The sequence below is a fragment of the bacterium genome (assembly GCA_035454885.1).
Lineage (GTDB): Bacteria > UBA10199 > UBA10199 > JACPAL01.
On record DATIGE010000038.1, the window covers coordinates 101,428 to 126,784 of the forward strand.

Sequence of the window (25,357 nt, forward strand, 5' to 3'; positions counted from 1 at the left end):
AGCAACGCCAAGACCGGCCATGCGAAAAGGCGCCATAGGCCATTATGCCGGCGCTCGCGATTACAGACGTCTTTCACCAAATCCTCCACTGGACGGTGATGCTGTCCCAAGGGGTCGATCCCTCGGAAATCCACAACGAGATGGCGGCCTCCGTTCCTCAATGGCAGGAAGCGCCTGAGTTGAGGGCCCCACTGGCCCACATCAGCAGCCTCCTACCCCCCAGGCCCGACACGATGCCTCCGGCATCGGGCGTCGTACCGGTGACGCGCGAACGGCTCGTCCAGGCCTTGGACGATACGATCCGGGACTTGGAGGTCACGACGGACGACCTTCAATTGCGGGAAAATATCGATAGCCTCCGGAGAAGATTCGCGCGGCTGAAACAAGGAGACGGCGAGGCCGTTTCGATCGCGCCGCCCGTTCTTCGCGTCCACGGAACGCGCGAGATCTCCGGGGAGATCATCGCACAGCAGATGGCGGATGCCTTGCGGGACGCCCTGGCCAAGGTGACCCACGACGCTAACAACATCCTAACCGCCCTCACGGGCGAGATGACCGTCGCGGAGGAGACCTGCCAGAGGGTCGACTTCCTGGCCCGACGGCACTTTCATCTCATTCCCGGCGACGTCAGGGTGCGGTTGAGCGGCACGCTCGAATCGATGGACCGCGTCCTGGACGGCATGAGCGGCGTTCTCATGAACGTCGCGCAGCTTGTCCGGGGCGTTCAGCGGGTCATCGCGTCCCTGAGGGACGTGGGCGCCGGCGCCGATCTCGAGCGGACTCGGCTCGCGTCGGACGGAGGATTGATCGCCCAAATCACCATCGGTCTCTTCGACCTCTTGACGGACGCCGGAAGGGCCGAGGAGAACTTGAGGGAGATGAACCTCATCGCCGACCAATACGGTCACGTGGCCTCGGCCGAGGATCTCGCGGAGGGTTTGGCCCTCCTCCGCGACCTTTCCGAATGCTTTCAGACCGCCAAGGAACTGACTGCGCTGACCGTCGACCTCTTCCGGCTCCATCAGGAATTCGTCTTGGGGCTCAAGAACGGCGGCGAGGGGGCCGCGGACCTGCACGCCCACCTGAACAAAAGGACCTTGTCCGCGTTCATGGGCCGGGGGGTCGAGGTGGAATTCCGCCTCGACGGCGAGCCCTGGAGGATTCCCGGTCCTTCCATCCGGGTCTGGCAGGTGATCCTCAACAACATCGTCAACGCGCGGGACGCCATGGGCGGGAGCGGCCGGCTGTCCGTCTCCACCCGCAAAGTGCTTCTGGACGAGGACGACGCGGCAAGGCTCTCCGCACCCTTGATTCGCGGGACGCACCGCGCCGGCGATTTCATGATGCTCCAAGTCAGCGACGATGGTCCGGGCATTCCGCCCCATGTCCTGCCCCGGATCTTCGATCCGTCCTTCAGCGGCAAGAACTCGACGGGTTTGGGGCTGGCGGTGACCCTCCAGATCGTCCAGACCATGGGCGGCTTCATCGCCGTCCGGACGTCGACGGCCCCCGAAAATCACGGGACGGTCTTTTCGATCTATTTCCCCAGGGCGGAAGAGGCCCCGCCCCCCCCTCTCCGGCCCCTGCCGGAGACGGGCCGCGAAATCGTGCTGGTCGTCGACAACGAGGAGTTGATCCTGCGCACGGCGAAACGCGTCTTGATGGCGAGGGGACACGGGGTCCTGACGGCGTCGGGAGGCCGGGAGGCCGTGGACCGCGCGCAAGAGTGGTACCGGGACCTCTCGCGTCCCCCGATCAGCGCCGTCCTGCTCGATATCAACATGCCGGGCGTCGCGACGCGCGCGCTTTTGGAAAAACTCCGGACCGTCGATCCCCACATGGTCTGCCTGTTTCAGAGCGGGATAGACGGCCTCCCCGAAGACCTCCAGGACGTCGAGATGGCGGGTTTCCTCCCCAAGCCGGCGTCGGCCGACGAGCTGGTGGGGCAGATGAGGTTCCTGCTCAACCGCATGCGGAGGAACCGGCCGACGCTACCAGCCCCGCCACGGCTTTCACCCAAAGGGGATGGTCGTTGAGCGAAGGCACGAGTTCGAAGGCCTCCGCGCCGGCCGCCATCGCCGTTTCCTTGGCCCGGATCCCGATCTCTTCCAGGGTTTCCAGACAATCCGCCACAAAGGCCGGACAGAAGACGACGAGGCGCCTGCGCCCCGCTTTGACCAGTTCCGGAATCACCAGATCCGTGTAGGGCTTGAGCCAGGGCGTGCGGCCCAGGCGCGATTGGAACGACACGCTGCACACGTCGTCGGGTATTCCGATCCTCTTCATCAGGGACCTCGCCGTCTTGAAGGCGTGGGAACGGTAGCATCGCTGATTCTGCATCACGTCCTGATCGCAGCATTCGTCGAATTTCAGGCAGTGGTTCCCCACCGGGTCTTCCTTGAGGATGTGGCGTTCGGGCAATCCGTGAAAACTGAAGAGGACATGATCCGGCCGCACGCGCTCCAGCACCGGCTCGCCCACGGCGGCGAAGGCCGAGAGGAAGCCCGGATGGTTGTAGAAGGGCGGAAGGACCCGGAACGGGGGCGCGTCTTTCTTCGACGTCATCACCCGCTCAAACTCCGCGACGGCGGAACCGGTGGAGGAGGCCGCGTATTGGGGAAAGAGGGGCAGCATGCGGACCTCCGAGACCCCGGCCGCGATCAGCCGATCGACGGCGGATAAAATGGACGGGCTGCCGTACCGCATCCCGACGGCGACTTGGCAGTCTTTCCCCAAAACCGCTTGGACCTTTTTCGCCAGGTTGTTCGTGTGAAACAGGAGCGGCGATCCTTCCGGCATCCAAATCTTCTTGTAGGCCTCGGCGGATTTCGGGGACCGGAAGGGGGCGATGACGAGATTGACCAACATCCATCGCGCCACCGGGTGGATGTCGATCACCATCGGGTCCGAGAGAAATTGGCGGAGATACCGCCGCACCGCGGGCGTAGTCGGGGCGTCGGGCGTTCCCAAATTGACGAGAAGGATTCCGATCATGGGGCGCTCCGTTCTTATCCGAAGGAGGGTATGAAGAACATGAAAAAAAGCTGGCAACCTATCCTCAAGTCGTGCGAGGAGGCGCGCACGGGGGCAAGCAAAGGGGCTTTTTATGACGATTTCGGCGGTCTCTCCGGCCTTGGCGGCCAATCTCGCGGCGCAGTCTTCTTATTTTCAGCCCGGGCGGCGCGGAGCGGTCTTCGAGCGCTTTCTGGCCGTCGCCCCCCTCGTTTCCCCGCATGATCAGACGCTGCTTTCCTTGAGCGCGCCCAACCATGTCTATGCCCATCTCCTGCGGATCGGCGATCGCGTCTTTCCCGCCGCCCGCATCCAAGACGAGAACGTTTTGGCGGAATACGGCCGCCTGCTCGGTTACCGGGGGTTGGATTACAAGGGAGGCATCCGTTTCCATCCCGACGTGACCTTGGGCAAGAACAAGGAGCTCGCCTTTGAGATGACCTTGAAGAACGCGGTCGTCGCTCCGTCCTTCGATCCGGCGGACGCGATGGAGGCGGGCGCCCGTCTCTTCATGGGGGGCGGCAAGGGGACGGTGCGCGTCGATCCGTCGACGCTGACGGACCAGGAGCTGGTGCAATTGGCGGCCGAATACGGACGCACGTTCGCGTCCCACCTGGCCGGACCGGACTGGCATCCCATCGACGTGCCGGCCCCGGACGTGAACACCATCGGGCGGTACATGCAGATCATGACGGACGAGTACAGCCGTCAGGCGGGGCGCCGGGTCTGGTCGGTCTTCACGGGGAAACGGATCGAGGACGGGGGCATCTACGTCCGCGACGAGGCGACCGCCCGCGGCGGCTTCATCGTCCTGGAATGGCTCCTCCGGGAGACGCTCAAGATCGACGGCAATCCGTTCGAGGGCCGCACGTTCGCGATCGACGGCTTCGGCAACGCCGGCAGCTTCATGGCCCAGATCGTCACGTCCCGGGGCGGGCGAGTTCTTGCCTTCAGCGATTCGCGGGGCGGGCTGCGCTCCAAGAATCCGGAAGGGTTCACCGCCGACGAGATCGGCAATTTCCTCGCCCTCAAGGAGGAGGAGCGCAAGCAGCGGACGCGCCTCTTCGACCGGAACCTGGACCCCAAGGACTTGCTCGCGATGGACGCGGACGTCTTGGTCCTGGCCGCGCCCGATTTGACGCTCACGGGGTCGAATGCGGACCGGGTGCGCGCCAAGTACATCGTCGAGTTGGGCAATGGGGTGACCAATACCGAAGCGGACAAGATCCTGCAGGAGAAGGGCGTGATCCTCCTTCCGGACATCCTGGCCAACGCCGGCGGCGTCATGGTCTCGGGCTACGAGTATCTGCAAGGCCGGGAATGGGAGCGTCTGGCGCCGAACGCTCCGCGCCACTGGTGGACCCGCGACTACGTGATGGGCCTCTTGAGCCAGCAGATGACCGCCGCGGCCGCGGCCGTCTACGGCCTGGCCGTTCAGCACAGCATCGCGCTCCGCACCGCGGCCGACGCCAAGGCCTTGAAGACGCTCGACCGCGCCTATCGGGTCGTGCGCCTGGGCGAAAAGGACCCCGGCGGCGGCAGACATTCGGGACGGCAGCCAAGGGACGGCGCTCCCGAGGATGTCAAGCGGGCCCTCGATGACATCGATTCACCCGCCGGTGGCGGTAACGGGCAAGGTCAGGAGACGCCGCTCGATGCTTCGGAAACCGGGTCTTGACCGTAGAACCCCCAATTAGACCGTCCTAGAAAAGACCGGGTTCTTGGCCGTTGACTTTATTTCCTCCAAGTGCCGGTCGAAGGCCATCGCGACGTTTCTAAGGAAAAGATGGCCCTCATGGACGACGCGAAGGGCCTGTGAATCGAGGGTGACCAGGCCGTCGGCGATCATCGGGCCGAGGTGCGGCAGGTCGTCCTTGAAATAATCCGCAAAGACGATCCCCCAGTCCTTTTCAAAGGCAGGAATCTCCGCGACGCCCCGGCACATGATCTGGCGGATGAGTTCCCGGCGGACGTGGTCGTCGCGGTTCAGGAGATAGCCCCGTTGGGTCGCCAGGCCGCCCGCGCGGATGGCGGCCTCGTAAGCCTCCATGTCCTTGTGATTTTGAAAATAATTTCCGTCGGCATAGGAGATGGAGCTGAGGCCGAATCCGATCTGGTGCGCGTCGGCCTTGGTCGAATAGCCCATGAAATTGCGGTGAATCGTTCCGTTCTTGTGCGCCTTGGCGAGGTCGTCGTCGGCGAGCGCGAAGTGATCCATGCCGATGGGCTGGTAACCGCCGGCGGTGAGCGTCCGGTAGGCGGTCTCGAACAGCCGCAGCTTGAGCTCCGGAGACGGCAGGTCCTTGTCTTCGAAGGATCTCTGGTAGGGCTTGAGCCAGGGCACGTGGGCATAGCTGTAGACGGCGAGGCGATTGGGCCTGAGGCCGATGACCTGGTTCAGCGTCTTCGTCCATTCCGCGATCGTTTGTCCCGGAAGCCCGTAGATGAGATCGAAGTTGAAGGCCGTGAAGCCGAGCCTTCGGAGCAAGGCCACCATGTCCGCCGTCATTTCGTAGGTCTGATGACGGTTGATGAGCTTTTGGACCACCGGGTCGAAGTCCTGAACGCCCAGCGAGATCCGGTTGAAGCCGAGACGGGCCGTCATTTCGCAGAATTCGGGCGTGCTGGTGCGGGGGTGCATTTCGATCGCGATCTCGGCGTCCGCCTCGAACCGGAAACGCGCGCGCGTTCGATCGACGACGTCCTTCAGTTCGTCCGGCTGCAGGTAATTGGGGCTGCCGCCCCCGAAGTGCATTTGGGAGACCTGGCCGCCGGCGCCGGGAATCAAGGAGGCGATCCGGTCGAGCTCGGTCAACAGGACGTCGACGTACCGGCGGGAGCGCGCATGGTCCTTCGTGATGATCTTCATGCATCCGCAGAAGTGGCAGAGGGTCTCGCAGAACGGGACGTGGAAATAGAGGGACAAGGGTTCGCCGGACTTGAGGCTCGAAAGACTTTTCCGGAAGTCGCCCTCTCCGACGGAGTTGGTCCACGCGGGCGCGGTCGGGTAACTTGTGTACCGCGGCCCCGCGACGTCGTATTTTTTCAGGAGCATTGCGAGACGGTCAGCCATGATTCTTCGCCGCGTCCACGAACGCCTGCGCGTTCTCGACGGGGACGTCCTCCAAGATGCCGTGGCCAAGGTTCACGAGATAGCCGGGGGAGCCCCCGGCCGCGTCGATCATCTTCCTCGTTTCCTGCCGGATGACCTCCGGCGGCGCATAGAGCCTCGCCGGGTCGAAATTTCCTTGAATGGCGACCTCGCCCTTCGCCCGTTCCCGCGCCAGGGTCAGATCCATCCGCCAGTCGATGCTGATGACGTCCGGTCCCGCGGCTTTCATTTCGTCAAAGAGGTGAGAGCCGCCCTTGATGTAGAGGATCGCCGGAACGCCGGCCGACTTGACCTCCTTGAGGATCTCGCGCGCGTAGGGCAGGGCGAACTGGCGGTAGTCCTCGGCGGTGAGCGTTCCCGCCCAGGTGTCGAAGAGCTGGACCGCGTCGACGCCGGCGGCGACCTGGGCCTTGAGGTAATCCATCGTCGCCAGCGCGACCTTTTCCATGAGCGTCCGAAAGACGTCCCGGTGCTGGTAGGCGATCTTCTTGATGCGAGCGCCGTCGTAGGAGCCGTCGCCTCCCGCCATGTAGGCCCCGACGGTGAAGGGCGCCCCGGCAAAACCGAGGAGGGGGATGTCCGGGGAGAGTTCCTTGCGGATCCTCTTGATCGTCTCGAAGACGAACGGGCATCGCTCCGGCACGTCCTTCTCGCGGAGCCAATGCGCGTCCGCCTTGTTCTCGATCTTCCGGTCGAAGACCGGTCCCACGTCCCGGACGAAGTCGAGCTTGAGTCCCATCGCCTCGGGGACGATCAGGATGTCGCTGTAGAGGATGGCGGCATCGACGCCCAAACGGCGGACGGGTTGCAGGGTGATCTCGCAGGCGGTCGCCGGGTCCTTCATCATCTCCAGGGTGGATTTCGACTTCCGGATCTCGCGGTACTCGGGCAGGTAACGCCCCGCCTGCCGCATCATCCAGACGGGAGGGCGGTCGACCTCTTCGCGCCGGCAGGCCTTGAGGAATCGGTCCTTGGGGGTCATGACCCAAGATTGCCTTGAAGGGGAACGCCGTTGCAACTATAGAAACCGGATGAATTTAGCCTGCCTCGACCTCGAAGGCGTCCTCGTTCCCGAGATCTGGATCAGCTTCGCCGAAAAGACCGGCATCCGGGAGCTGCGCCTCACCACCCGCGACGTGCCGGACTACGACGTCCTCATGAAGGGCCGGCTGAAGATCCTCGCGGAGCATAAGTTCAAGCTGGAGGACATCCAGGACGTGATCGGCAGCCTTCGCCCGCTCGATGGGGCCCACGAGTTTCTCGACTGGCTGCGGACGGAGTTCCAGGTCGTGATCCTCTCCGACACCTTCTACGAGTTCGCGATGCCGCTCATGAAACAGCTCGGGTACCCGACGCTCTTCTGCCATTCCCTCAAGGTCGCTCCGGGCGGGGCGATCGCCGATTACCAGCTCCGGATCAAGGACCAGAAAAAGCTCTCCGTGGAGGCGTTCCGCAGGCTCCAATTCAAGGTCGTGGCGGCCGGAGACTCTTACAACGACACGGCGATGCTCGCCGCCGCCCACCAAGGCATCCTTTTTTGCCCGCCAGACAACGTGAAAAAGGAATTCCCCCAATTCCCCGTGGCGGAGAATCACAAGGAACTCCGAGCCCTTTTCGGAGAAGCCGGCAAGAAATTATCAATACGGGGCTAATGTAGGCCCGGCAAGGGCTTGACAGCAATGACGCGCTGTGACAGTGCGTTGCGTCATGAACCCATTGAACATTTTGGCACAGCAGCAGTTGACCTCGCACATCACGGCTTGGGCGCAGATCCCCGCCTCCCTGACGGCGAACAGCCCGATTCCCTACTCGAATGGAGGCGGCCTGGGGCTATCGGACCGGCTGGATACCTTTGTGCGCGACGTTCGCGTCCAGGAACGCGCCCTTCTCGCGCCCCTGAACGTGGGTCAGGCCCTCTTGGACGAGTTCCTGGCCAAGAACGGGCAGTTTCGCGTGCTGTTCTGGCAGCTTTCCTTGCCTTGGGTCTCGGCCGATCGCCCGCGCGCCAGCCGCGTGATGAGCGACCTGGAGACTCTCAGCACGTCGCTTCGTGCCCTCGAAAATGCCATCGCCGGATGGAACGCCCCGGACCTGCGAAGGGACGAAGACGCGTTGGCGATCACCATCGGGAGGAACGTGAATCTTCTGCGCCGCGTGATCGCCCCGCGCGCGAGCCTGGCCGAAGAGATACTGCCCTTGGTTTCCCAGGAACCCGCGGAGGCGGTGACGATCTTCTACGACGACGCCATCCGGTCCCTGCGCCAATTTGATTCGCTGACCGTGTCGATGGAACTCTACCACAGCCGCCGCCCCTCGTGGCGCCCCTAATCCCTCTAGAAAAAAACCTTTCATTGGCCCATCGCCTCGGATATTAAGCGCGAATCCAAGGAGGGGGTATGGCATCCATGCGACGTGTCTTGACGATCATCCTGGTTGGGGCTTTCGTCCTGCCGTTGGTTTCCTGCGACAAACTCACGCAGTTGACCGGCAAGAAGGTCGAGGAGGTCTCTCCGCAGGATCAAAAAATGAAGGAGCTGGAGGCCAAGGTTCAGCAGATGGAAGCCGAGGCCAAGGCGCGCAAGGAGGCCGAGGAGAAGGCCCAGGCGGAGGCGGAGATGAGGGCCAAGATCGAGGCCGAACTCAAGGCCAAGGCCGAGACCCAGCCCGCCGCGCCGACCACCCAGCCCGCGACGCCCCCGGCCGCAGTGACCCCCGCGCCCGCCCCGACCAAGGTGGTGGAACGGGTCATCGTCAAGGAAGTGCCGGCGAAGCCGGCGGCCGAAGCCGCCCCGTCGGCCACCGCCGCAACGCCGACCAAGGCGTCCGGTTACGTGCGTCTCTACGATGACGCCGGCTTCACCGACCGCATCCTGACCGTCCGCTTCGGCCGCGACATCGGCAACATGCACTATGTCTCCTCCGACGACGGCAAGTCGGGCTTCAACGACAAGGCGTCTTCGGTCAAGTGGAGCGTGCCCGCCGGCTGGCAGGCGGTCCTTTACGAAAACAACAATTACTCCAAGCGCGGCTACGTCCTGAAGGGCTCTGGCTCCGTTCCGGATCTCGGTTACTTCGGCGACAAGTGCTCCTCGCTCCGTTGGGAGCGGGCCGGAGAATAATCCTTCCATGTTCAAACTGGGACTCGGGGCCAAGATCGGTCTGATCGCCGGCTTGATCGGCGGAGGGATCGGCCTGCTCGCCGCGGTCATCGCGTCGCCGGTCTACGGCGGGCTGATGGCGGTCGTCTTCGTCGCGATCTTCGGTTCGGTCTTCATGGCCGTCCTCCGGCCGCTCTTCCGCGCGAACGCGATCCTCAAGACCGGCGAACCCGCGACGGCCTTGATCAAGGGCGTGCGCGACACGGGCGTCACCGTCAATAACGCGCCCCAGATCGAGCTCGCCCTGGAGGTCCGATCCAAATTCAAGCCGCCCTACGAGGCCAAGGTGAAAACCCTGGTCTCGCGCATCAACCCCAATCTCTTCCAACCGGGAATGACCGTCGCGATCAAGGTGGATCCCAAGGATCCCCAGGCCGTGGCGATCGATCCCGAGGGCGGATTGGCGCCGGCCGGCGCGATCCTCATGAACCAGGAGCAGGCCCTCAGAGAGGCGGCGGAGTTCGAGGCCGTGAACAAGAGGCTCGCAGCCGGCGGCCAGTCGGCCTTTGCCAAGATCCTCCAGGCGACGCCGCTGGGGTTTCAGGTCAACGGCGACAACCCGGCGATGGAGCTGCTGGTCGAGGTCGAACCGACGGGCAAACCAAAATTCCTCTCGCGCGCCAAGGGCGTGATCGCGGAGGCGTCGATTCCCAAGTACCAGCCGGGCAAATCGATCTACGTGAAGTACGACCCCGCCGACACGACGATCGTGGCGATCGAACGGTCCGCCTAGGAGGGTGTCTATGTCCGAACACCGTATCAGCTTGTCCTGGAAGCGAAAGACCCCGGACTTCGTTTACGAGACCTACGACCGCACCCACACGGTGATGTACAACGGCGGGCAGACGGTGGAGACCTCCGCGGCGCCGCAGTACCTGGGCAAGGAGGAGTACGCGAACCCGGAGGAGATGCTCGCCGCCTCGCTGGCCTCGTGCCACATGCTGACCTTTCTCGCGATCGCCGCCAAGAGCCGCTACGTCGTCGATTCTTACGAAGACGAGGCGACGGCGATTCTCGGCAAGGACGCCGGGGGGGCGATGGCGGTCACCAAGATCGTCTTGAAGCCCAAAGCGGTCTTTTCGGGCGAGAAGAAGCCGGACGCCGCGCAATTAAAAGGCCTCCACGACAAGGCCGGCAAGAACTGTTTCATCGAAAGCTCCATCAAGAGCGAGGTCGTCGTCGAGCCCCAGGCGTGATTTCCGATTCCCCCGGACACCCGTCTTTCCTTCAGGCCTTTCGCTTCTGGTTCAAGCTGGGCTGGATCAGTTTCGGCGGTCCCACGGGCCAGATCGCCATCATGCACCAGGAGCTCGTCGAGAAGCGCCGCTGGATCTCCGAGGAGCGGTTCCTCCACGCCCTCAATTACTGCATGTTGCTTCCCGGTCCCGAGGCCCAGCAGCTCGCCATCTACATCGGCTGGCTCCTGCACCGGGCCTGGGGAGGGATCGTCGCGGGGGCGTTCTTCGTCATCCCGTCGATCTTCATCCTGACGTCTTTGAGCTGGGTCTACATGGCCTACGGGAAGATCCCGGTCATCGCATCGCTCTTCTATGGCCTCAAAGCGGCGGTGCTGGCGATCGTCGCGGCGGCGGTGATCCGGATCGGTCAAAAGGTCCTCAAGAACGGGGCGATGATCACGCTCGCCGCCGCGGCGTTCGTCGGGATCTTTTTCCTCAAAATTCCGTTCCCGTTGATCATTCTCGGGGCGGGGCTCATCGGCCTGGCGGGCGGGAGAATGGCGCCGAAGCATTTTCTCGTCGTGAAAGGGCACGGGGCGTCGTCTTCGTCCGGTTCCGGCGCGGTCCTCGACACGCACCATGAAACCCCGGATCACGCCCATCCGACCCTCGTTCATACCCTCAAGGTCCTGGGTCTCTGTCTGCCGCTTTGGTTTCTCCCGCTGATCGCCCTGTCTCTGCGGCGCGGCAGCGAGGACGTCTTCTTCCGCATGGGCATCTTTTTCTCCAAGGCCGCCATGGTGACCTTCGGCGGCGCGTATGCGGTCCTGCCCTACGTCGCCCAGGAGTGCGTGAAGACCTACGGGTGGTTGACCGGCGCCCAGATGATGGACGGACTGGGGTTGGCCGAAACGACGCCGGGTCCTCTCATCATGGTGGTGAACTTCGTGGGCTTCGTCGGGGCCTGGCAACACGCGGGCGGCCTGCCGCCCTGGCTCGCGGGAGTCTTCGGAGGTCTCGTCGCCACGTACTTCACGTTCCTTCCGTGCTTTCTCTGGATCTTCCTGGGGGCGCCCTACGTCGAAAAATTGCGGGGCAACGTCCAACTCACGTCCGCCCTTTCGGCGATCACCGCCGCGGTGGTCGGCGTCGTCCTGAACCTCGCCGTGTTCTTCGGCGGCCACGTCCTGAAACCCGAGGGGCGGGGTTTTGATTTCGCAGCCCTGATGTTGGCCGCGATCGCCTTTTTTGGCATGCGGAAATGGAATTGGGACATCGTCTGGGTGGCCCTGGGAGCCGCCTTCGCGGGGCTCCTTCTTCACATTGGACATCTCATTCCGATTTGAATAGAGAGGGATCAGTTCCGCCACCGAGCCGCGTTTCGGCTCGGTGGTTCTTTTGTTTTTTGCGGGCAAAACATCTTATGCCGTTGACCGACGAGCAGGCGAGAGAGATCGGCGAGGAGGAGTCCTCCCGCTGGAAAGAGACCCACACGGCGATCGTGGCGGAGCTTCGCCGCACGAGCGCGGATTACGAGGAGGACCGCAAGCTCGCGCGCGAACTGACCTCCCAAATCGTCGCGTCGACCCGGGACGAGGACAAGGCGGCGCTCGCTTCCGATGAAGCCGTGGCTCACGGACTGACGGCCCTCCGAAAGGACAAGTCGCAAGGCTTGGACAGCCTGGAGGAACAGCCGTATTTCGCGCGCGTCGTCACCGAGGAGCTCAATGAGGCCGGCGACTTGAAGGAAGTCGAATTCCGCCTCGGCACGGCCAGTTTTCCCGCCCAACGCATCATCGACTGGCGCAAGGCGCCCATCAGCAAGCTCTATTACGACTTCAAGGAAGGCGACGAGTTCTCCGAGACGATCCAGGGCCGCGACCGCGAGGGGACGATCAAGCTCCGGCGGTCGTACCACGGCCGGCGCGACGTTCTGAACATCATCGAAACCCCGCGCGGTACCCTCGCCGTCCAGAACGGGAAATGGAGGGTGAAGGACGGGGGCGAGCCGCTCTCGCGGACCTCGGGCCACGACGGGCACCTGCCGCCGATCCTGTCGCTCATCACCGCCGAGCAATTCGAGCTGATCACGAAGGATGCCAAGAATCCGATCGTCATCCAGGGCATCGCGGGCAGCGGCAAGACGACGGTCGCGCTGCACCGGCTGGCGTGGCTGTTGCATGAAGACAATTCGAACGCGAAGGCCGAGAAATGCCTCGTCGTGATGCAGAGCCCGGCCCTCAAGGCCTACGTCGACACGACGCTCCCCGAGCTCAAGATCCACGGCGTCCCCATCCGCACTTTCCAACAGTGGGCCTCGAAGCTCGTGACCGAGCTGGCGGGCGCGCGCCCGACCGGGATTTTCCAAAAAACCCTCGAGATGGAGAGGTTCAAGTCGTCGATCGTCTGCCTCCAGCTCATGAACAAGTACGTTCAGTCCCACCCGGAACGGGATCTCTCGGATTGGGTGGCGGATCTCTTCCGGTTTTTCCAATTTCTCACCACGCAGGAAGTCTTCTGGCCTCAGTGGGAAGAGATCCGCAAACAGCTCAAGGAGCAGGTCGCGCGACGGCATTGCGAGGAGCAGGATGATGCGTTGATCCTTCATCTCATTTATCTGGAGCGCGGCTATTACCCGGTCCGGTCGGCGGGGAGCCTGGGCGTGTGCGATCACGTCGTCATCGACGAGGCGCAGGATTTCGGATTGATCGAGATCAAGGCGCTGCTCAACGCGGTCGACCAGAAGAGGACGGTGACGATCGTGGGCGACCTGGCCCAGAAGATCGTCATGGGACGGAATTTCGACAGCTGGGAGACGGTCCTGAAAGACGCCGGCTTTGAGAACACCTCGCCGATCGAGCTCACCGTCTCTCACCGGACGACGCGCGAGATCCTGGACCTTGCGGGCAAGTTGCGGGGGGGGGACCAGCCGTTGCCGCCGGGCGCGCAAAAGTTAAGGAGCGGGCCGATTCCCTCCTTTTTCAAAACGGACACCGCGGCCGCCTTGCCGAATCTGGCCGCCAATTGGATCCGCGCCTGCCAAGGCGAGAACGCCAACGCCCTGAGCGCGGTGATCTGCCGCCATCCGAAAGAGGCGCAGGCCCTGACCGAGGAACTCAGAAAATTGGGGCTCCCCTCCGTCCGTTGGGGGCACCGCGAACAGTTCGACTTCTCGCCCGGCGTGGTCATCACCAGCATCCATCAGGTGAAGGGCCTCGAGTTCCGCAACGTCCTGGTGCTGGAACCTTCCGAGGAAAACTACCCCCCGAACGAGGAAGGGCGGAATCTTCTTTACGTGGCGGCCACCCGGGCCGAGGTCCGGGTCGATTTTGCCGGCGCCAAGGCGCCCTCGCCGTTGCTGCCCCGCCTCCCCAAGGGCAAATGGGCATGACGTTTCCTTGGTTCTTCTGGCTCTTCGCGGCCTGTTACACGGTCCATTTGGTCTGGGAGACGGCGCTCACGCTCCTCAACAACGCCCACATCCGCAGGCACGCCGGCGAGATCCCCGAATACTTTCGGGGCAAGATCGAGCCGGATCGTTACCGGAAGGCCGTCGCCTACAACCTGGAGAAGGCGCGCTTCGGCCTCGCCGTGCGGGGTTATGACGTCGCCGTGACCTGGGCGATACTCCTGAGCGGCGTCCTGGAAAGGCTCGACGGCTGGGTCGGTCTCCGCGGGATTCCCCACTCGATCCTCTACTGCGGCGCCGTGGCCTTAAGCCTGACGGCCTTGCGCCTCCCGGTGTCGCTCTATTCCCACTTCGTGTTGGAGGAGAAATACGGGTTCAACAAGATGACGGGGAAAACCTTCGTCCTGGACCTGCTGAAGGGAATCGCGCTCGGCGCGGCGCTGGGCGGGCCGATCCTGGCGCTCGTCTTCTGGCTCTACCAAAAGGCCGGCGGCCTCTGGTGGCTTTGGGCCTTCCTGGGCGTCTACGGCTTCGAGTTCGTCATGGCGGCGGTCTATCCGACCCTCCTGGCCCCGATCTTCAACAAGTTCACCCCGCTGCCCGATGGCTCGCTGAAGGACGCGATCACGGCGCTGGCGAAAAAAATCCGCTTCAAGATGTCCGGCATTTTCACGATCGACGGCTCGCGCCGATCGGCGCATTCGAACGCCTACTTCGCCGGGATGGGCCGGATGCGGCGGATCGTCCTTTTCGACACGCTCCAGAAGCAGCTGACCGAGCGGGAGATCATCGCCGTCCTGGGCCATGAGATGGGCCACAACAAGCTCCGGCACATCCAAAAGATGCTGGTCATGGGTTTCGCGACCTCCCTCGCCGGTTTCTGGATCTTGTCGCTCTTGATCGGTTGGGAGCCTCTTTACGCCGCCTTCAACGCCGGCGCCCCGGCCCCGCACAAGGCGCTGGTGATCGTCTCGCTCTTCGGAAGCCACTTTACGTTCTTCCTCAAGATCCTGACCAACGCCCTCTCGCGGCGCTACGAGTACGCCTCGGACCTCTTTTCGGTCAAGGTGGTGGGGGACCGCGAGGCGATGGCGTCGTCCCTGGTCGCGCTCTCGCGGGAGAATCTCTCGAACCTCACGCCGCATCCGCTCTTCAGCTTTTATCACTACACGCACCCGACGACGCTCGAGCGGGTCAGGGCGCTTCAGGCATGATAGAGTCTTATTTGATGCGAATATCCAAACGCCGCCCAAAAACAGTAGCAAACTTGATTAAAGAATCGACGCCGACATTTGCCTTCGGATCGCTGATCATTCGAACCACTTGCGATTTGCTGGTTCCCATGAGGCGGGCGACGTGACGAATGGAGAGATGAGATTTCGTCATAATCTGTCGCAAGCGCTCAACGAGACGAAGGCGGCTCTTTTCTTTTTGAAAAAGAGTCTCAAACTTGGTTTTCCGGAGGTCTTTCTCCAAATCCTTATGAAAATCTCCACCTGTTCTCATGTTGCACCCCTTACGATCTCATTCTTGAATAAGCCGTCTCCAACTCGCGGCTAGGCGTCTTGTCGGACTTTTTTCGAAACGCATGCAGCAGAACGATCATCCCCTCATGGTAACAATAGAAAATTCGATGTGCGCCCGGCCTCAGTTCAAACAGACCGGGGTAGCCGGCGATTTTCTTCGCATGGGGTTCCTTGAGCGTGACCGCCTCCGAGAGGTAGTCGATCAGCGCCTTGACCTTGGCCCGCTCACGATCTTGCAAAGCCTCCAAATAATCGCGAACAGGAAGATCCCCACGGGGCGTTTGATAATAAGTGACCTTCATAAGAAGTGTACCCGTAAATAGGTACGAACGTCAACCCGAGACTGTTGAGTGCAAATGCCTTGCCATGCCGGCTGAGCGGCGGTGGCGGGGCGAGGGTATGAATTTCGGTCTCAAGGGTATGGAAATTAGGTCGATTCGCGAAACCGTATGACGACTTCGATCCTCCGGCCGCTCGGGTGCTCCGTGCGGAAGAAGCGGAAGACGAGCTCGCGCGGGTTTTTTTCGAACCTCGGGTCGGGGTTCTGGAGGAGGGCGATCCCCTCGAACTGGGCCAGGTTGACGAGGCGGAGAAATTCCTTCGGATCGGGCGGGGCCTGAGTCCAGCCCTTGAGCCTCGCCAGCGCCGCGAAATCCTTCTCGCCATGGATCCCGTAGGTCGTCCCGTCCTCGTCCATGAGGACGCGCTTCATCCCCGTGCCCGGATGCGCCTTGGGGTTGCAGGCGGTGATGACGGTGAGTCCCAACGGCGCCGGCTCCTCGCGGACGGAGACCTCGACCGGATGCCGATACTCCGCAAGCACCAAGTCCTTGAGCGCCTCGCCGACCTTTTTGATTTTACGGGTGAGTTTCACCTTTAGGGAAGGATCGGCCCGCTCTGGACCACCTCGAAGGCCGAGCCGGGGACGTCCTTCAATTGGTTCAGGTCTTCGTCGTCCCACCGGGAATCCGTCGAGCCCGAGATGTACCAGTTGGAGCCGTTGTCGGCGACGATGAGGCCGTATTTCTTGAGCGCCTCCAAGATCACGCGCGCGGCGCCCGTGAAACCCGAGACGTCGTAGGAGGCCTTGAGCCGGAGGCGCAGCCCCATCGGCGGGGCGTCGGGGTCGGTCTCGTCGCTCGCGAAGTGCGTGGCCGGGTGGATGTAGCCTCGCTGTGTGACGGAAAAGGTGACGCGGAGGGCGTGGTGGATCGAACCCTCCCCGACGGCCTCCTGGTAGCGCACGAGGCCGGCCAAGATCGGGAGCCCCGCGGCGTCCGCGGAGGTCCAGCCGTCGGGTCTGAGGTCGTTCGACGTCAAGTCGAAGACCGCCCCCGAGGCGCAGTCCCAGCCGGACCCATTCTTCTCCGCGACGTACATCTCGTAAAGAACGCAGCCGTCCTGATCGATCACCAGGACGTGTCCATCGCCGCCGCCCTCCACGTCCGCGTCGGGCGGGATCGGGTAGGGGCCCGGGTCGCTCTCGTCGCCAAAGTCCGTAAAGGTGATGGGGACGAGAGGCTGATCGCCGCCCACCACTTCATAGGGAATCCCGTAGTCGGGGTTTGAGCCGAAGTCCGGGTGCAGGAAGTCGCCGCCGTTCGCCAGGATAAAGGCGATGTAACCGTCGGAGTTGGGATCGAGGGGGTCGCCCGAGACGTCCCGGTTCCAGGGATTGTCCGGCGGAAAGACCGTGCACTCGGTCGTGATGTTTGCGGGGTCGGTGGGGGAGGCCGGTCCTCCCGTGGTCCCGCCCGTCGTGCCGCCGCCCGAGGCGGCCGTGCCGGAGCAGCCGGCCGCCCCGCCGCCGACGGATGCGGCGGGTACCCAAAGGAGGGCCGCCGCGATGAGGCCGGCAACTTTTTTTCTCATGGCCTTTTCATAGCGCGAGTTTTTTCTTACGACAAGGCCGCTTCGTGGCATAATTCATCGTCTTTTTTTGAGGTGTGAATGAAGCCGCTCCATCGCCGTTACCTCGCCCTTTCGTTTGCGGTCGCCGCACTGGCTTCCTGCCGGACGTCCGTTCCCGGCTCGGGCGGTGGTTTGGGTGGGACGGGGGGCGGCTCCGGGGGGGCGCCGTCATCTCCTTTGGCCTGCACCTTGCGCGGGGCGGGTCAAGGCCCCTCCGGCAACAAGGCCTCGGATTTTCCGACCATCAGCGGCTTGGATTTCGCCGCGTTTCCCCGGGACCCGGGGGACTGCACGGGGGCCCATGTCTTCCACGTCTCGACGGCCGGTTCCGACGCCAATCCCGGAACGCCGTCTTCGCCGTTCAAGACGATCGCGCGCGCGATCGCGGCGGCCTCGGCGGGGGACGCGATCCTTGTGGGCGGAGGGAGCTATCCGGAGGGGGCGGACGGCGAATACCGTTCGCTGGTGATCGACAAGGCGATCCGCCTTTGCGCGGCGTCCGGCGAAGGCGTCACCGTGACCCCTCGCTCGTCGTCCGTCACGTACGGGGCGCACATCCTCGCGGACGGCGTCGTCGTGAGCGGCGTCAACCTCTCAGACTACGTCACTGGCGTCGAGATCGGCGGCGAGGGACGAACGGCCGTCCGGAATATCGTGTTGAAAAACCTGACCGTGACCGCTGCGGGGAACACCTTCAAGAACGGCATTGTCGCCTCGGCGGCTCCGGTCGACGGGCTACTCTTGAAGAACGTCTCGGTGCGCGGCGCAACCCTGGGCATCAGCTGCAGCAACGGGCCGTGCAAGAACTGGAGGCTGGACGGGGTGACGGTCTGCAACGACGCCAACGACGCCGGAGGCTCGGGCGGCGACGGCATCGCGGTGGAGGTGAGGGACGAGGACGCCGCCGCCGGCAATCTTTCGCAGAATATCCTCATCACGAACGCGGAAGTGACCGGGGCCTCGGCGGACGGGATCGACCTCAAGGCCGCGCGCGCGGCGGTTTTCAACGCGAACGTCCACGACAACCTCCGGAACGGCGTCAAATTCTGGCGCGGGGGCGACCTGGTGAACTCCTTCGTGGTGAATCATGGCGCGGACGCCTCGCTGGTGTTCGACCGCGAGGGGGCCTACCGCGTTCTGAATTCACTGGTCGCCTTTCATAACGTCAACGCCGACGGAACGCTTCGCGGCGACAGCTATACGGCGACGGTCTGCTACGATTTCCCGTCAGCGGCTTGTTCGCTCTCGATCCTCAACTCGGTGTTCTTCAACAATTCCGGAAGCATCTTTCTCTCGCCGGCGACGACGGCCGAGGTTCGAAACAGTCTCCTGGGAAAGACGGCCAACGGCATCGTGATCGAGAAGGCCGGCGTGACGGTGACGGAAGGCGATCCCGTGACGGCCCTGGCGGGAGTGGCGGCCGCTTCGGCGGACCTCGCGTTCACGACCGATCCGCTCTTCACGAATGCCGCTGCCGGGGACTTTTCGTTCGGGTCGTCGAGTGCGCTTCGTAATGCCGGCGCCGCGCCCGCCCTCTTCCCCGCCTACGATTTCAGCGGCAAGGCGCGCACGACGAGCGCCGCTCCCGACCTCGGGCCCTTGGAACTCTTTTAGAGTCATCGATGCCGCGCGAATATTCCGTCCCGCCAGGCGATGAGGTCCTTGTAGTCCTCGGACAGGCGCGGATGGCGCCAGATACGGCGCGTGGCCGGGCCCATGGGGAGCGAGGGGTGGTCGACGGGGTCCACGCCCTGCATCGCCATGGCGGCCGCGATGTCCGCGAACGAGAAACGCCCCAACAGGTAGGCGCCGCCCGAATCCTTGAGTTTCCGCCGGAGGGATTCCAGGACCTCCCGGTAGTCCTCCTCGTAGCCCGCCGCCGTCTTTCGCCAGACGCCGAATTCCCTGGCGATGTAACGCGCGCCGATGGGCGCCATCCATCGCAACCGGCGGCGGAGGGACCTCGGAACGAAGCGCGGCAGGGCCTCCTCCTGGGCCCCGTCGTCCTTGAGGATGCGGAAGATGGTGAAGGCCCGGGCGCAGTCGAGGGCCTTTTCCGAGAGGCGGTTGATCTCCCGGACTTCCGGCAGGCGGCCTTCCGGAAAGAGGGGTGTTCCGCTCCCGGTGACGTCCACATGGCGGGCGATCTCGAAGGAATCCATGATCCGCGTGTTTCCGGCCGTGAAGGCGGGGACGGTCACGTCGCCGCAAAACCTCCTGAGCCGCCATCGCAGCTCCGGCATGCCGAAAAGGATCAGGTGTTCGTGATAACGATAGGGGATCTTGTGGTGATCCAGGGCCCAACGGGCCTTGGCCGTCCACGGCGAGTAGGCGATGCCGTAAAGCTCAGGCACTCCGGCAAATTAGCAGGCCACGGCGGCGACGGAAACAGGAAAGAATACCCCTTTCGCCGTCCCCGGGTTTCGAATAAGGGATTTTTGGGAGGGTCTCCAACGTGAAAAAACTTCGCACTCTCGGACTGATCGCCTTCCTTCTCGCCGCCTCCCTGGCCCCGTCGCAGCCTTCCTCGGCCCTCGATTGGGGCGACGTCAAGAGGGGCGCCGAGGAGGTCTTGAGAGGCAAGGCCCCCCTGAGCAACGAGGAGGTGATCCGCGGCCTGAGGGAGGCCCTCTCGATCGGCTCGAAGAACGCCGGAAATCTGGCCTCGAAGGTCGACGGTTTCTACCGCAACCCCCGCATCAAGATCCCGTTCCCGCCCGACGCCCAAAAGGTGAAGGACACGGCCGAGGCGCTGGGCTTGAAGAGCCAGGTCGACAAGTTCGTCATGACCTTGAACCGCGCGGCGGAAGAGGCGGCGAAGGAGGCGGCCCCGATCTTTCTCGACGCGATCAAAGGCCTGACGATCAAGGACGGATTCGAGATCCTCAACGGACCGAACGACGCGGCGACGTCCTATCTGAAAGGAAAGACGTCGAGCCCGCTGAAGGCCAAGTTCTCGCCGATCGTCGGACGGGCCATCGACAAGGTCCAGGTGACCAAGTACTGGAAGCCTCTCGCCTCCAAGTACAACGCCGTCCCCGGCGTCAAACCCGTGAACCCCGACCTCAATGCCTACGTGACCGAAAAGGCGATCTCCGGGCTCTTCAAGCTCGTCGCCGGCGAGGAACGGAAGATCCGCGAGAACCCCGCCGCGCGCGTGACCGACCTGCTCAAAAAGGTGTTCGGAAGCCGGGACAAGTCTTAGGGCGCGCCCGACGTCCGGTTTTGGTAGAATCCTAACGATGAGATACCTTTGCCTTTTGGCCGCCGTTCCGGTCCTGCTCCTCGTTACGTCCTGCGCCGCGTCGCGGAGCGCGTGGACCCCGCTATCGCCCCTCGGCGCGCATGCCGCGGACACCCTCCAAAGGGCGGAGAGGGTTCAGGGGGGTGTCACGGTCGCGGCGGAGCTGCTGGAGAGCAAGGGACGTTACCTGGCGCGGGTCGAGGTGCGCAACGGGGGCAAGAAGCCGGTTTACGGGCCCGAGGACGTCGTTCTCGAGGACGACCGGAAGGTGATCCATCAGGCCTTGGATGCCGATGTCCTCAAGTCCGAGATCGGGCGCCGGGCGGAGTCGGAGGCTTCGTATACGAGGTACTCCTGGAACTTCGCACCCGGCTATTACTACCGGCCCCGGCGCGCCTATGACGGGCGCGGCCGTTACCGCTACGTCTACGTCGGACCTTACGTGCGCGACGACTGGTTCGAGAGGCAGATCGAGGCCAACCGCATCCTTCGCCGCGCCGAAAGGCGGATCGCCGAGATCGACGCGGAATACCTGCACCCCCAGGAGATTCCCCCCGGGGCGGCGGTGAAGGGTTTCGTCCAGTTCCCCAAGACGGATCCCTCCAGGAACGTGCGTCTTTCGCTCCATGTCGGAAAGAAGGCCTACCGCCTCGAGTTCGTCTCCGCTCAGGTTCGCTAGTTTCCTCGGGAAGCGGGGCTAGGGCATGAGGATCGCGTCGTCCCAATAAACCTCGCCCGTGACCTTGATCCCCTCGGGCACCGGTTCGTCGTAGCGGGCCTCCAGAAAGATCTCCATTCTTTGGAAATTCTCCGGATACCAGCCCCAGGCCTTGACGAAGTCGTCGACGAGATTCCGCTCGAAATGGACCCAGCGGCCCTGGCGGGGCTTCTTGGGGCCGGCCATCAGATAGCGCCCGTTGACCGGGTTGGGGTAGGGCGGTTCCGAAAGTCCCGCCAGGATGTAGCGCACCTGCATCTGCGGCTGCGTGGTGAGTTTTTCCAGCCGCTTGTCGTGGATCATGACGACGACTTGCACGTATTGCTTCCCGGTCGCCTGCTTCCAGTTTTCGATCCGGTACCAAACGCCGATCTTCCGCGGCAGTTTCGAGACCTTGAACTCCTGAAGGGCGCCCCAGATTTGGGCCCCTTCCGTGACGGGATGCTTTTCCAAAACGGTTTGCGCGCAGCGTCTGCCCGAGTGGGGTCTCTTCGGAGTGAGCTCAAAGCGGTGCCATCCCGGATGCTGCCGCGAGGTCCAGGCGGTATCGTCTTCGAAGGACGGATTGAGGACGAGGTTGGGCTCCCCGGCCCGTGCATTCGGGACCAAGGCCGTGAGGACGGCGAGCGACAGCAAAAGCCGGATCAGGTTCATGTTAGAGCCGCTTCTTGATTTCCTTGACCTGAATGTAATGCACCGCCGCGTGGCCGGCGAGGAGCCAGTGCCACTGGCGGGCGTTGAAGGGACCGAACCACGGGTGGGAGAGCTTGGCGGGGCTCTCGCGGTCGGAGACGTTTTTTTCGAGGATCGTCCGCGCGGTTTCGGCGAACGTCCGAAAATTCCTCACGGAGACCCCGGCCTCCTGCTGTCCCAACGGCTTGACCTGCGCGATGTCGACCTTGACGCCGGGATCTTCCCCGCGCGAAAGGGCGATGACGATCTCCACGATCTTGCCGCCCACGAAGGCCAAGTGTTCCAGGACCATGGCGAGGGACCAATGGCGGGAACTGTCCTCCAACCCCTTGGGCCGGGGGATGAGAACGCGCCGGCGGAGTTGTTCGGGCGTGAGACCCTCGACGGCCTTGAGGATCTTGGCGTTCAGGGCGTCGAAGTCCCGCCCCGCCCGGTCCCAATCGGACCTCTTCGCGACGAAACGGCCGAAATAGTACCGCGTGACGAGGCCTTCCCAAAAGGGAAGCCCGGCGCCCGGCTTGGCGAGGGTGGGGGTCAGCAATGACGGATTATTGATTCTTGACCCACTGAATCGAAGAGCACTTGTCTTCGAAACTGCCGATGTCGGAAACGCTGCTGCTGCCGCTCATCGGATATTCACGGCCCTTGTAGCCGCTGTCCGTATAGAGGATGGCCGTCCAGCCGGCGGGAATGGTGTACGTGACGGAGGAGCACGTGTCGTTGAAGCCGCTCGTCCCGTATTTGAAATCCGAGATATTCTTTCCGACCCTCACGCTCAAGACCCGGCCCGCGAAACCCTTGTCTTCGTAGATCTTCACCGACCCCTTGGCCCAAGCGGCCGCGGACCCGGCGATCATGCCGACGGCCAGAACCAGGACTAAAAGTGATTTTTTCATACAAGACCTCCTTTTCCCGGCGGTATAGACGAGAAGCCCGGCGACTTCAAGGACGAACCCAACATCTTTGACAGCCGTCGTTCATCTGTTAGGAGTGTCGGGATGCTTCCTTACGTGCGCATTTTCCAGGCCCTTCGCGAGGCGGGGGTCCGCTATCTCGTGGCCGGCGGCGTCGCCGTGAACCTCCACCAGGTCGTGCGTGCCACGGTCGATCTCGATTTGATCCTTCATCTGGAAGAAAAGAATATCCTCAAGTTCGTGCGGGTCATGAAGGACTTGGGCTACACGCCGCGAGTCCCCGTGGCCGCGGAGGACCTTGCCGACCCGAAGAAGCGCCGGCAATGGATCGAGGAAAAGAACATGATGGTCTTCAGTTTCATACGCCCGGATAATCCGATGGAGATCGTCGACGTTTTCGTGAAGGAGCCGATGAGGTTTGCGTCCCTTGACAAGAGGCGCGCGGATGTCGAGGCCTTTGGACTGAAGATTCCCGTCGTCGGCGTCGCCGATTTGATCCGCATCAAGCGCAAGGCTGGCCGCGAGAGGGACCTCTATGATATAAGTCTGTTGAGCAAGAAGAGGACTCCATGAAACCCCGCGCACGACGCAGCCCCTCGCCGGCAAGGGCCGAGGCGAAGGCCTGGCGGAAGTGGAATCGGCAAGAGCGAACGCCCGACTTCACGCCGGAGCAGATCCTGACCTGGTTGGACCAGACCCGCAAATTCATGTTCGAGGTCTGGCGCCGTAACCCCGCCCTCAGGCGCCGGTATGACAAGCTGAAGGCCCTCTGACCGATGAATTCATCGGTGAATTTTGCGAAAATTGAAAAGGACTGGCGCTCCCGCGGCTTCAGCATTGGGGTGCTGACAACTCTTCGGCTTGCCGGGCATTTCCGCTGGGCATAGAATCGCTTCACCATGGACGACCCGACGCCCGCGATCGGCGGCGACAGGTTCTCACCGGCGCGGCTGGCCCGCATGCGGGACACCCTGCGACGCCACGTCACAGGCGGCTCCCTGCCCGGTCTCGTCGCCTTGGTCCGCCAGCGCGGCCGGGAGGACGTGGTCGTCATCGGCACCCACGCCTTCGGCGGCGACGTTCCGATGCGGCGGGATACGATCTTCCGGCTCGCCTCCATGACGAAGCCGGTCACCGCGGTCGGCGCCATGATCCTCGTGGAGGAATGCAAGCTCAGGCTCGACGATCCGGTCGACGAATGGTTGCCGGAGCTGAAGGACCGCAAGGTCCTGCGGACGATCGGGAGCAGGCTGGACGATACGGTCCCCGCGAAGCGCGGGATCACGCTGCGCGATCTTCTCACGTTTCGGTCGGGCTACGGGGAAGTGGCCTTCCTCTCGCCGGCCTGTCCGCTCCAAAAAGCGATGATCGAGGCGCGATTGCCCTTGAGCGCCTGGCCGTTCGGCGGCTCTCCCGACGAGTTCATGAAGCGCCTGGGGGGCCTCCCGCTCGCCCATCAACCGGGCGAGCGATGGCTGTACCACATGGGTTCCGAGATCCTGGGCGTCCTGATCGCCCGTGTCTCCGGCAAGCCGCTCTCGGAATTCCTTCGCGAGAACCTCTTCGATCCGCTCGGGATGAAGGACACCGGCTTCCACGTGCCGGAGGCGAAGATCGACCGGCTCCCCGCCTGCTATGGGAGGGATTATGCGACCGGCGAGCTCGTGGTGTTGGACGAGGCGCGCGGCGGCGGCGTCTCGCGTCCGCCCGTCTTCGAATCCGGGGGCGGAGGGCTCGTGTCGACGGTCGACGACATGCTCGCCTTCGGCCGCATGATGCTGAACGACGGAGCGGCGGGCCGCGAGCGCATCCTGTCGCGGCCATCGATCGAGCTGATGACCTCGGATCAGCTCGCGCCGGAGCAGAAGGCGGCCTCGCCGTTCTTCGAGAATTTCTGGAGAGCGTACGGCTGGGGCCTCGGCCTCGGAGTGGTCACCGGCCGCCATGATCTGGCGGACGCGCCGGGACGTTTCGGTTGGGACGGCGCCTTCGGCACGTCCTTTTGGGTCGACCCGAAGGAGCGGCTGGTCGGCGTTCTCATGACCCAGCGCCGTCCGGACCTCCTGGCCGTTCCGCCCGTCATTCGGGACTTTTGGACCTCGGTCTACCAATTGATCTTGGAGTAGAGTGCCCCCATGTCCCCCAAAACCCCAGGGATCGATCTCGCGAAGATCGAAAAGGACTGGCGCGCCCGCGGCTTCAGCTTCGGCCTCTGGACGGACCCGCCCGGGCAGGAGTGGGCGGATTACGTCCATGACGTGGATGAACTCTTCATGGTGGTCGAGGGGGACGTGGAGTTGGAGATGAAGGGGAAGAGGCTCAAACCCAAACCCGGCGAGGAGATCTTGATCCCGGCCCGGGTGACCCACTCGGTCCGCACGGGCCCCGCCGCCGGGTCGCGGTGGCTTTATGGGTATCAGTCGTGAAGTCCCTCATCGAATCTTTGACTTTTATCTTGTGACTCGTCCGCCTGTTCCATTTT

28 protein-coding genes are annotated in these 25,357 nt (G+C 63.4%); 17 read left to right on the plus strand and 11 right to left on the minus strand.

Translation table 11 applies throughout. From position 1 onward, the window contains the following. Positions 1 to 44 precede the first annotated feature (44 nt). On the plus strand, positions 45 to 2,036 hold the full coding sequence (locus VLJ37_06930) for an ATP-binding protein (protein HSA59404.1): 1,992 nt from the start codon (positions 45 to 47) through the stop codon (positions 2,034 to 2,036). Here VLJ37_06930 and hemH read toward each other — a convergent pair. Then, complete coding sequence (gene hemH / locus VLJ37_06935; protein HSA59405.1) at positions 1,963 to 2,994, minus strand: ferrochelatase; 1,032 nt, start codon at positions 2,992 to 2,994, stop codon at positions 1,963 to 1,965. The two genes, VLJ37_06930 and hemH, sit on opposite strands and share 74 nt — an antisense overlap. Positions 2,995 to 3,106: 112 nt before the next feature. Between hemH and VLJ37_06940 the strand changes: the two genes are divergently transcribed. After that, positions 3,107 to 4,690 (plus strand): Glu/Leu/Phe/Val dehydrogenase, encoded by a 1,584-nt coding sequence (locus VLJ37_06940; GenBank protein HSA59406.1) that lies wholly within the window; start codon positions 3,107 to 3,109, stop codon positions 4,688 to 4,690. Between the two features lie 15 nt (positions 4,691 to 4,705). Here the strand turns inward: VLJ37_06940 and hemN are convergent, their stop codons facing one another. Together hemN and hemE are read right to left on the minus strand one after the other, a co-directional pair. Continuing rightward, positions 4,706 to 6,085, minus strand: coding sequence for an oxygen-independent coproporphyrinogen III oxidase (hemN, locus tag VLJ37_06945; protein ID HSA59407.1), 1,380 nt, complete (start codon positions 6,083 to 6,085; stop codon positions 4,706 to 4,708). Beyond that, entirely contained in the window at positions 6,078 to 7,106 is a 1,029-nt protein-coding gene (gene hemE, locus VLJ37_06950) for a uroporphyrinogen decarboxylase (GenBank protein HSA59408.1), read from the minus strand. The genes hemN and hemE overlap by 8 nt, the downstream gene beginning before the upstream one ends. A gap of 49 nt (positions 7,107 to 7,155) precedes the next feature. Between hemE and thrH the strand changes: the two genes are divergently transcribed. From thrH to VLJ37_06990, 8 genes are all read left to right on the plus strand, one after another. After that, positions 7,156 to 7,776 (plus strand): bifunctional phosphoserine phosphatase/homoserine phosphotransferase ThrH, encoded by a 621-nt coding sequence (gene thrH / locus VLJ37_06955; protein HSA59409.1) that lies wholly within the window; start codon positions 7,156 to 7,158, stop codon positions 7,774 to 7,776. A 55-nt stretch (positions 7,777 to 7,831) separates the two neighbouring features. Further along, on the plus strand, positions 7,832 to 8,452 hold the full coding sequence (locus tag VLJ37_06960; GenBank protein ID HSA59410.1) for a hypothetical protein: 621 nt from the start codon (positions 7,832 to 7,834) through the stop codon (positions 8,450 to 8,452). Positions 8,453 to 8,520: 68 nt separating this feature from the next. Beyond that, positions 8,521 to 9,243, plus strand: a complete 723-nt coding sequence (locus tag VLJ37_06965) for a hypothetical protein (GenBank protein HSA59411.1) — start codon at positions 8,521 to 8,523, stop codon at positions 9,241 to 9,243. A gap of 7 nt (positions 9,244 to 9,250) precedes the next feature. Beyond that, the gene (locus tag VLJ37_06970; protein ID HSA59412.1) at positions 9,251 to 10,015 is read left to right on the plus strand and encodes a DUF3592 domain-containing protein; all 765 of its coding nucleotides are present in this window, start codon (positions 9,251 to 9,253) and stop codon (positions 10,013 to 10,015) included. A 10-nt stretch (positions 10,016 to 10,025) separates the two neighbouring features. Continuing rightward, positions 10,026 to 10,478 (plus strand): OsmC family protein, encoded by a 453-nt coding sequence (locus tag VLJ37_06975; protein HSA59413.1) that lies wholly within the window; start codon positions 10,026 to 10,028, stop codon positions 10,476 to 10,478. Further along, on the plus strand, positions 10,475 to 11,806 hold the full coding sequence (gene chrA, locus VLJ37_06980) for a chromate efflux transporter (protein ID HSA59414.1): 1,332 nt from the start codon (positions 10,475 to 10,477) through the stop codon (positions 11,804 to 11,806). Before VLJ37_06975 ends, chrA begins: the two co-directional genes overlap by 4 nt. A gap of 77 nt (positions 11,807 to 11,883) precedes the next feature. Next, complete coding sequence (locus VLJ37_06985; GenBank protein HSA59415.1) at positions 11,884 to 13,851, plus strand: 3'-5' exonuclease; 1,968 nt, start codon at positions 11,884 to 11,886, stop codon at positions 13,849 to 13,851. Then, the gene (locus VLJ37_06990) at positions 13,848 to 15,083 is read left to right on the plus strand and encodes a M48 family metallopeptidase (GenBank protein HSA59416.1); all 1,236 of its coding nucleotides are present in this window, start codon (positions 13,848 to 13,850) and stop codon (positions 15,081 to 15,083) included. The genes VLJ37_06985 and VLJ37_06990 overlap by 4 nt, the downstream gene beginning before the upstream one ends. A 7-nt stretch (positions 15,084 to 15,090) precedes the next feature. Here VLJ37_06990 and VLJ37_06995 read toward each other — a convergent pair whose 3' ends face one another. From VLJ37_06995 to VLJ37_07010, 4 genes are all read right to left on the minus strand, one after another. Beyond that, positions 15,091 to 15,375 carry a helix-turn-helix transcriptional regulator gene (locus tag VLJ37_06995; protein ID HSA59417.1) on the minus strand — a complete coding sequence of 95 codons (285 nt, stop codon included), beginning with the start codon at positions 15,373 to 15,375 and terminating at the stop codon, positions 15,091 to 15,093. Between the two features lie 10 nt (positions 15,376 to 15,385). Beyond that, on the minus strand, positions 15,386 to 15,697 hold the full coding sequence (locus VLJ37_07000; GenBank protein HSA59418.1) for a type II toxin-antitoxin system RelE/ParE family toxin: 312 nt from the start codon (positions 15,695 to 15,697) through the stop codon (positions 15,386 to 15,388). Between the two features lie 125 nt (positions 15,698 to 15,822). Further along, entirely contained in the window at positions 15,823 to 16,269 is a 447-nt protein-coding gene (locus tag VLJ37_07005; protein HSA59419.1) for a hypothetical protein, read from the minus strand. Positions 16,270 to 16,271: 2 nt separating this feature from the next. Further along, positions 16,272 to 17,267 carry a hypothetical protein gene (locus VLJ37_07010; GenBank protein HSA59420.1) on the minus strand — a complete coding sequence of 332 codons (996 nt, stop codon included), beginning with the start codon at positions 17,265 to 17,267 and terminating at the stop codon, positions 16,272 to 16,274. Between the two features lie 78 nt (positions 17,268 to 17,345). Here VLJ37_07010 and VLJ37_07015 point away from each other — a divergent pair, with 78 nt between their 5' ends. Further along, complete coding sequence (locus VLJ37_07015; protein ID HSA59421.1) at positions 17,346 to 18,920, plus strand: DUF1565 domain-containing protein; 1,575 nt, start codon at positions 17,346 to 17,348, stop codon at positions 18,918 to 18,920. Between the two features lie 2 nt (positions 18,921 to 18,922). Here VLJ37_07015 and VLJ37_07020 read toward each other — a convergent pair whose 3' ends face one another. Continuing rightward, on the minus strand, positions 18,923 to 19,660 hold the full coding sequence (locus tag VLJ37_07020) for a glutathione S-transferase N-terminal domain-containing protein (GenBank protein ID HSA59422.1): 738 nt from the start codon (positions 19,658 to 19,660) through the stop codon (positions 18,923 to 18,925). Between the two features lie 101 nt (positions 19,661 to 19,761). On the opposite strand from VLJ37_07020, the gene VLJ37_07025 reads away from it, so the two are divergent. Further along, positions 19,762 to 20,511, plus strand: a complete 750-nt coding sequence (locus VLJ37_07025) for a DUF4197 domain-containing protein (GenBank protein ID HSA59423.1) — start codon at positions 19,762 to 19,764, stop codon at positions 20,509 to 20,511. A gap of 37 nt (positions 20,512 to 20,548) precedes the next feature. Beyond that, positions 20,549 to 21,229: a hypothetical protein gene (locus tag VLJ37_07030; GenBank protein HSA59424.1), complete on the plus strand. Its 681-nt coding sequence runs from the start codon at positions 20,549 to 20,551 to the stop codon at positions 21,227 to 21,229. A gap of 18 nt (positions 21,230 to 21,247) precedes the next feature. Here VLJ37_07030 and VLJ37_07035 read toward each other — a convergent pair whose 3' ends face one another. The 3 genes from VLJ37_07035 to VLJ37_07045 are packed head-to-tail and all read right to left on the minus strand — an operon-like array spanning position 21,248 to position 22,857. Next, positions 21,248 to 21,922, minus strand: a complete 675-nt coding sequence (locus VLJ37_07035; GenBank protein ID HSA59425.1) for a hypothetical protein — start codon at positions 21,920 to 21,922, stop codon at positions 21,248 to 21,250. Between the two features lies 1 nt (position 21,923). Beyond that, positions 21,924 to 22,502, minus strand: a complete 579-nt coding sequence (locus VLJ37_07040; protein ID HSA59426.1) for a DinB family protein — start codon at positions 22,500 to 22,502, stop codon at positions 21,924 to 21,926. A gap of 7 nt (positions 22,503 to 22,509) precedes the next feature. Continuing rightward, positions 22,510 to 22,857: a hypothetical protein gene (locus VLJ37_07045; protein HSA59427.1), complete on the minus strand. Its 348-nt coding sequence runs from the start codon at positions 22,855 to 22,857 to the stop codon at positions 22,510 to 22,512. Between the two features lie 102 nt (positions 22,858 to 22,959). On the opposite strand from VLJ37_07045, the gene VLJ37_07050 reads away from it, so the two are divergent. The 4 genes from VLJ37_07050 to VLJ37_07065 all read left to right on the plus strand — a co-directional run bounded on the left by VLJ37_07050 (position 22,960) and on the right by VLJ37_07065 (position 25,301). Next, entirely contained in the window at positions 22,960 to 23,448 is a 489-nt protein-coding gene (locus VLJ37_07050) for a hypothetical protein (protein HSA59428.1), read from the plus strand. Next, positions 23,445 to 23,648, plus strand: a complete 204-nt coding sequence (locus tag VLJ37_07055) for a hypothetical protein (protein HSA59429.1) — start codon at positions 23,445 to 23,447, stop codon at positions 23,646 to 23,648. Before VLJ37_07050 ends, VLJ37_07055 begins: the two co-directional genes overlap by 4 nt. Before the next feature lie 126 nt (positions 23,649 to 23,774). Beyond that, positions 23,775 to 25,001, plus strand: a complete 1,227-nt coding sequence (locus tag VLJ37_07060; GenBank protein HSA59430.1) for a serine hydrolase domain-containing protein — start codon at positions 23,775 to 23,777, stop codon at positions 24,999 to 25,001. A gap of 9 nt (positions 25,002 to 25,010) precedes the next feature. Beyond that, positions 25,011 to 25,301, plus strand: coding sequence for a cupin domain-containing protein (locus VLJ37_07065; GenBank protein HSA59431.1), 291 nt, complete (start codon positions 25,011 to 25,013; stop codon positions 25,299 to 25,301). Positions 25,302 to 25,357 lie beyond the last annotated feature (56 nt).

What these genes read in the sequence shown, in the direction of transcription:
- VLJ37_06930 (HSA59404.1), top strand. Translation starts at nt 45, where the DNA reads ATGCCGGCGCTCGCGATTACAGACGTCTTTCACCAAATCCTCCACTGG.
- hemH (HSA59405.1), bottom strand. Translation starts at nt 2,994, where the DNA reads ATGATCGGAATCCTTCTCGTCAATTTGGGAACGCCCGACGCCCCGACT.
- VLJ37_06940 (HSA59406.1), top strand. Translation starts at nt 3,107, where the DNA reads ATGACGATTTCGGCGGTCTCTCCGGCCTTGGCGGCCAATCTCGCGGCG.
- hemN (HSA59407.1), bottom strand. Translation starts at nt 6,085, where the DNA reads ATGGCTGACCGTCTCGCAATGCTCCTGAAAAAATACGACGTCGCGGGG.
- hemE (HSA59408.1), bottom strand. Translation starts at nt 7,106, where the DNA reads ATGACCCCCAAGGACCGATTCCTCAAGGCCTGCCGGCGCGAAGAGGTC.
- thrH (HSA59409.1), top strand. Translation starts at nt 7,156, where the DNA reads ATGAATTTAGCCTGCCTCGACCTCGAAGGCGTCCTCGTTCCCGAGATC.
- VLJ37_06960 (HSA59410.1), top strand. Translation starts at nt 7,832, where the DNA reads ATGAACCCATTGAACATTTTGGCACAGCAGCAGTTGACCTCGCACATC.
- VLJ37_06965 (HSA59411.1), top strand. Translation starts at nt 8,521, where the DNA reads ATGGCATCCATGCGACGTGTCTTGACGATCATCCTGGTTGGGGCTTTC.
- VLJ37_06970 (HSA59412.1), top strand. Translation starts at nt 9,251, where the DNA reads ATGTTCAAACTGGGACTCGGGGCCAAGATCGGTCTGATCGCCGGCTTG.
- VLJ37_06975 (HSA59413.1), top strand. Translation starts at nt 10,026, where the DNA reads ATGTCCGAACACCGTATCAGCTTGTCCTGGAAGCGAAAGACCCCGGAC.
- VLJ37_06985 (HSA59415.1), top strand. Translation starts at nt 11,884, where the DNA reads ATGCCGTTGACCGACGAGCAGGCGAGAGAGATCGGCGAGGAGGAGTCC.
- VLJ37_06990 (HSA59416.1), top strand. Translation starts at nt 13,848, where the DNA reads ATGACGTTTCCTTGGTTCTTCTGGCTCTTCGCGGCCTGTTACACGGTC.
- VLJ37_06995 (HSA59417.1), bottom strand. Translation starts at nt 15,375, where the DNA reads ATGAGAACAGGTGGAGATTTTCATAAGGATTTGGAGAAAGACCTCCGG.
- VLJ37_07000 (HSA59418.1), bottom strand. Translation starts at nt 15,697, where the DNA reads ATGAAGGTCACTTATTATCAAACGCCCCGTGGGGATCTTCCTGTTCGC.
- VLJ37_07010 (HSA59420.1), bottom strand. Translation starts at nt 17,267, where the DNA reads ATGAGAAAAAAAGTTGCCGGCCTCATCGCGGCGGCCCTCCTTTGGGTA.
- VLJ37_07015 (HSA59421.1), top strand. Translation starts at nt 17,346, where the DNA reads ATGAAGCCGCTCCATCGCCGTTACCTCGCCCTTTCGTTTGCGGTCGCC.
- VLJ37_07030 (HSA59424.1), top strand. Translation starts at nt 20,549, where the DNA reads ATGAGATACCTTTGCCTTTTGGCCGCCGTTCCGGTCCTGCTCCTCGTT.
- VLJ37_07035 (HSA59425.1), bottom strand. Translation starts at nt 21,922, where the DNA reads ATGAACCTGATCCGGCTTTTGCTGTCGCTCGCCGTCCTCACGGCCTTG.
- VLJ37_07045 (HSA59427.1), bottom strand. Translation starts at nt 22,857, where the DNA reads ATGAAAAAATCACTTTTAGTCCTGGTTCTGGCCGTCGGCATGATCGCC.
- VLJ37_07050 (HSA59428.1), top strand. Translation starts at nt 22,960, where the DNA reads ATGCTTCCTTACGTGCGCATTTTCCAGGCCCTTCGCGAGGCGGGGGTC.
- VLJ37_07055 (HSA59429.1), top strand. Translation starts at nt 23,445, where the DNA reads ATGAAACCCCGCGCACGACGCAGCCCCTCGCCGGCAAGGGCCGAGGCG.
- VLJ37_07060 (HSA59430.1), top strand. Translation starts at nt 23,775, where the DNA reads ATGGACGACCCGACGCCCGCGATCGGCGGCGACAGGTTCTCACCGGCG.
- VLJ37_07065 (HSA59431.1), top strand. Translation starts at nt 25,011, where the DNA reads ATGTCCCCCAAAACCCCAGGGATCGATCTCGCGAAGATCGAAAAGGAC.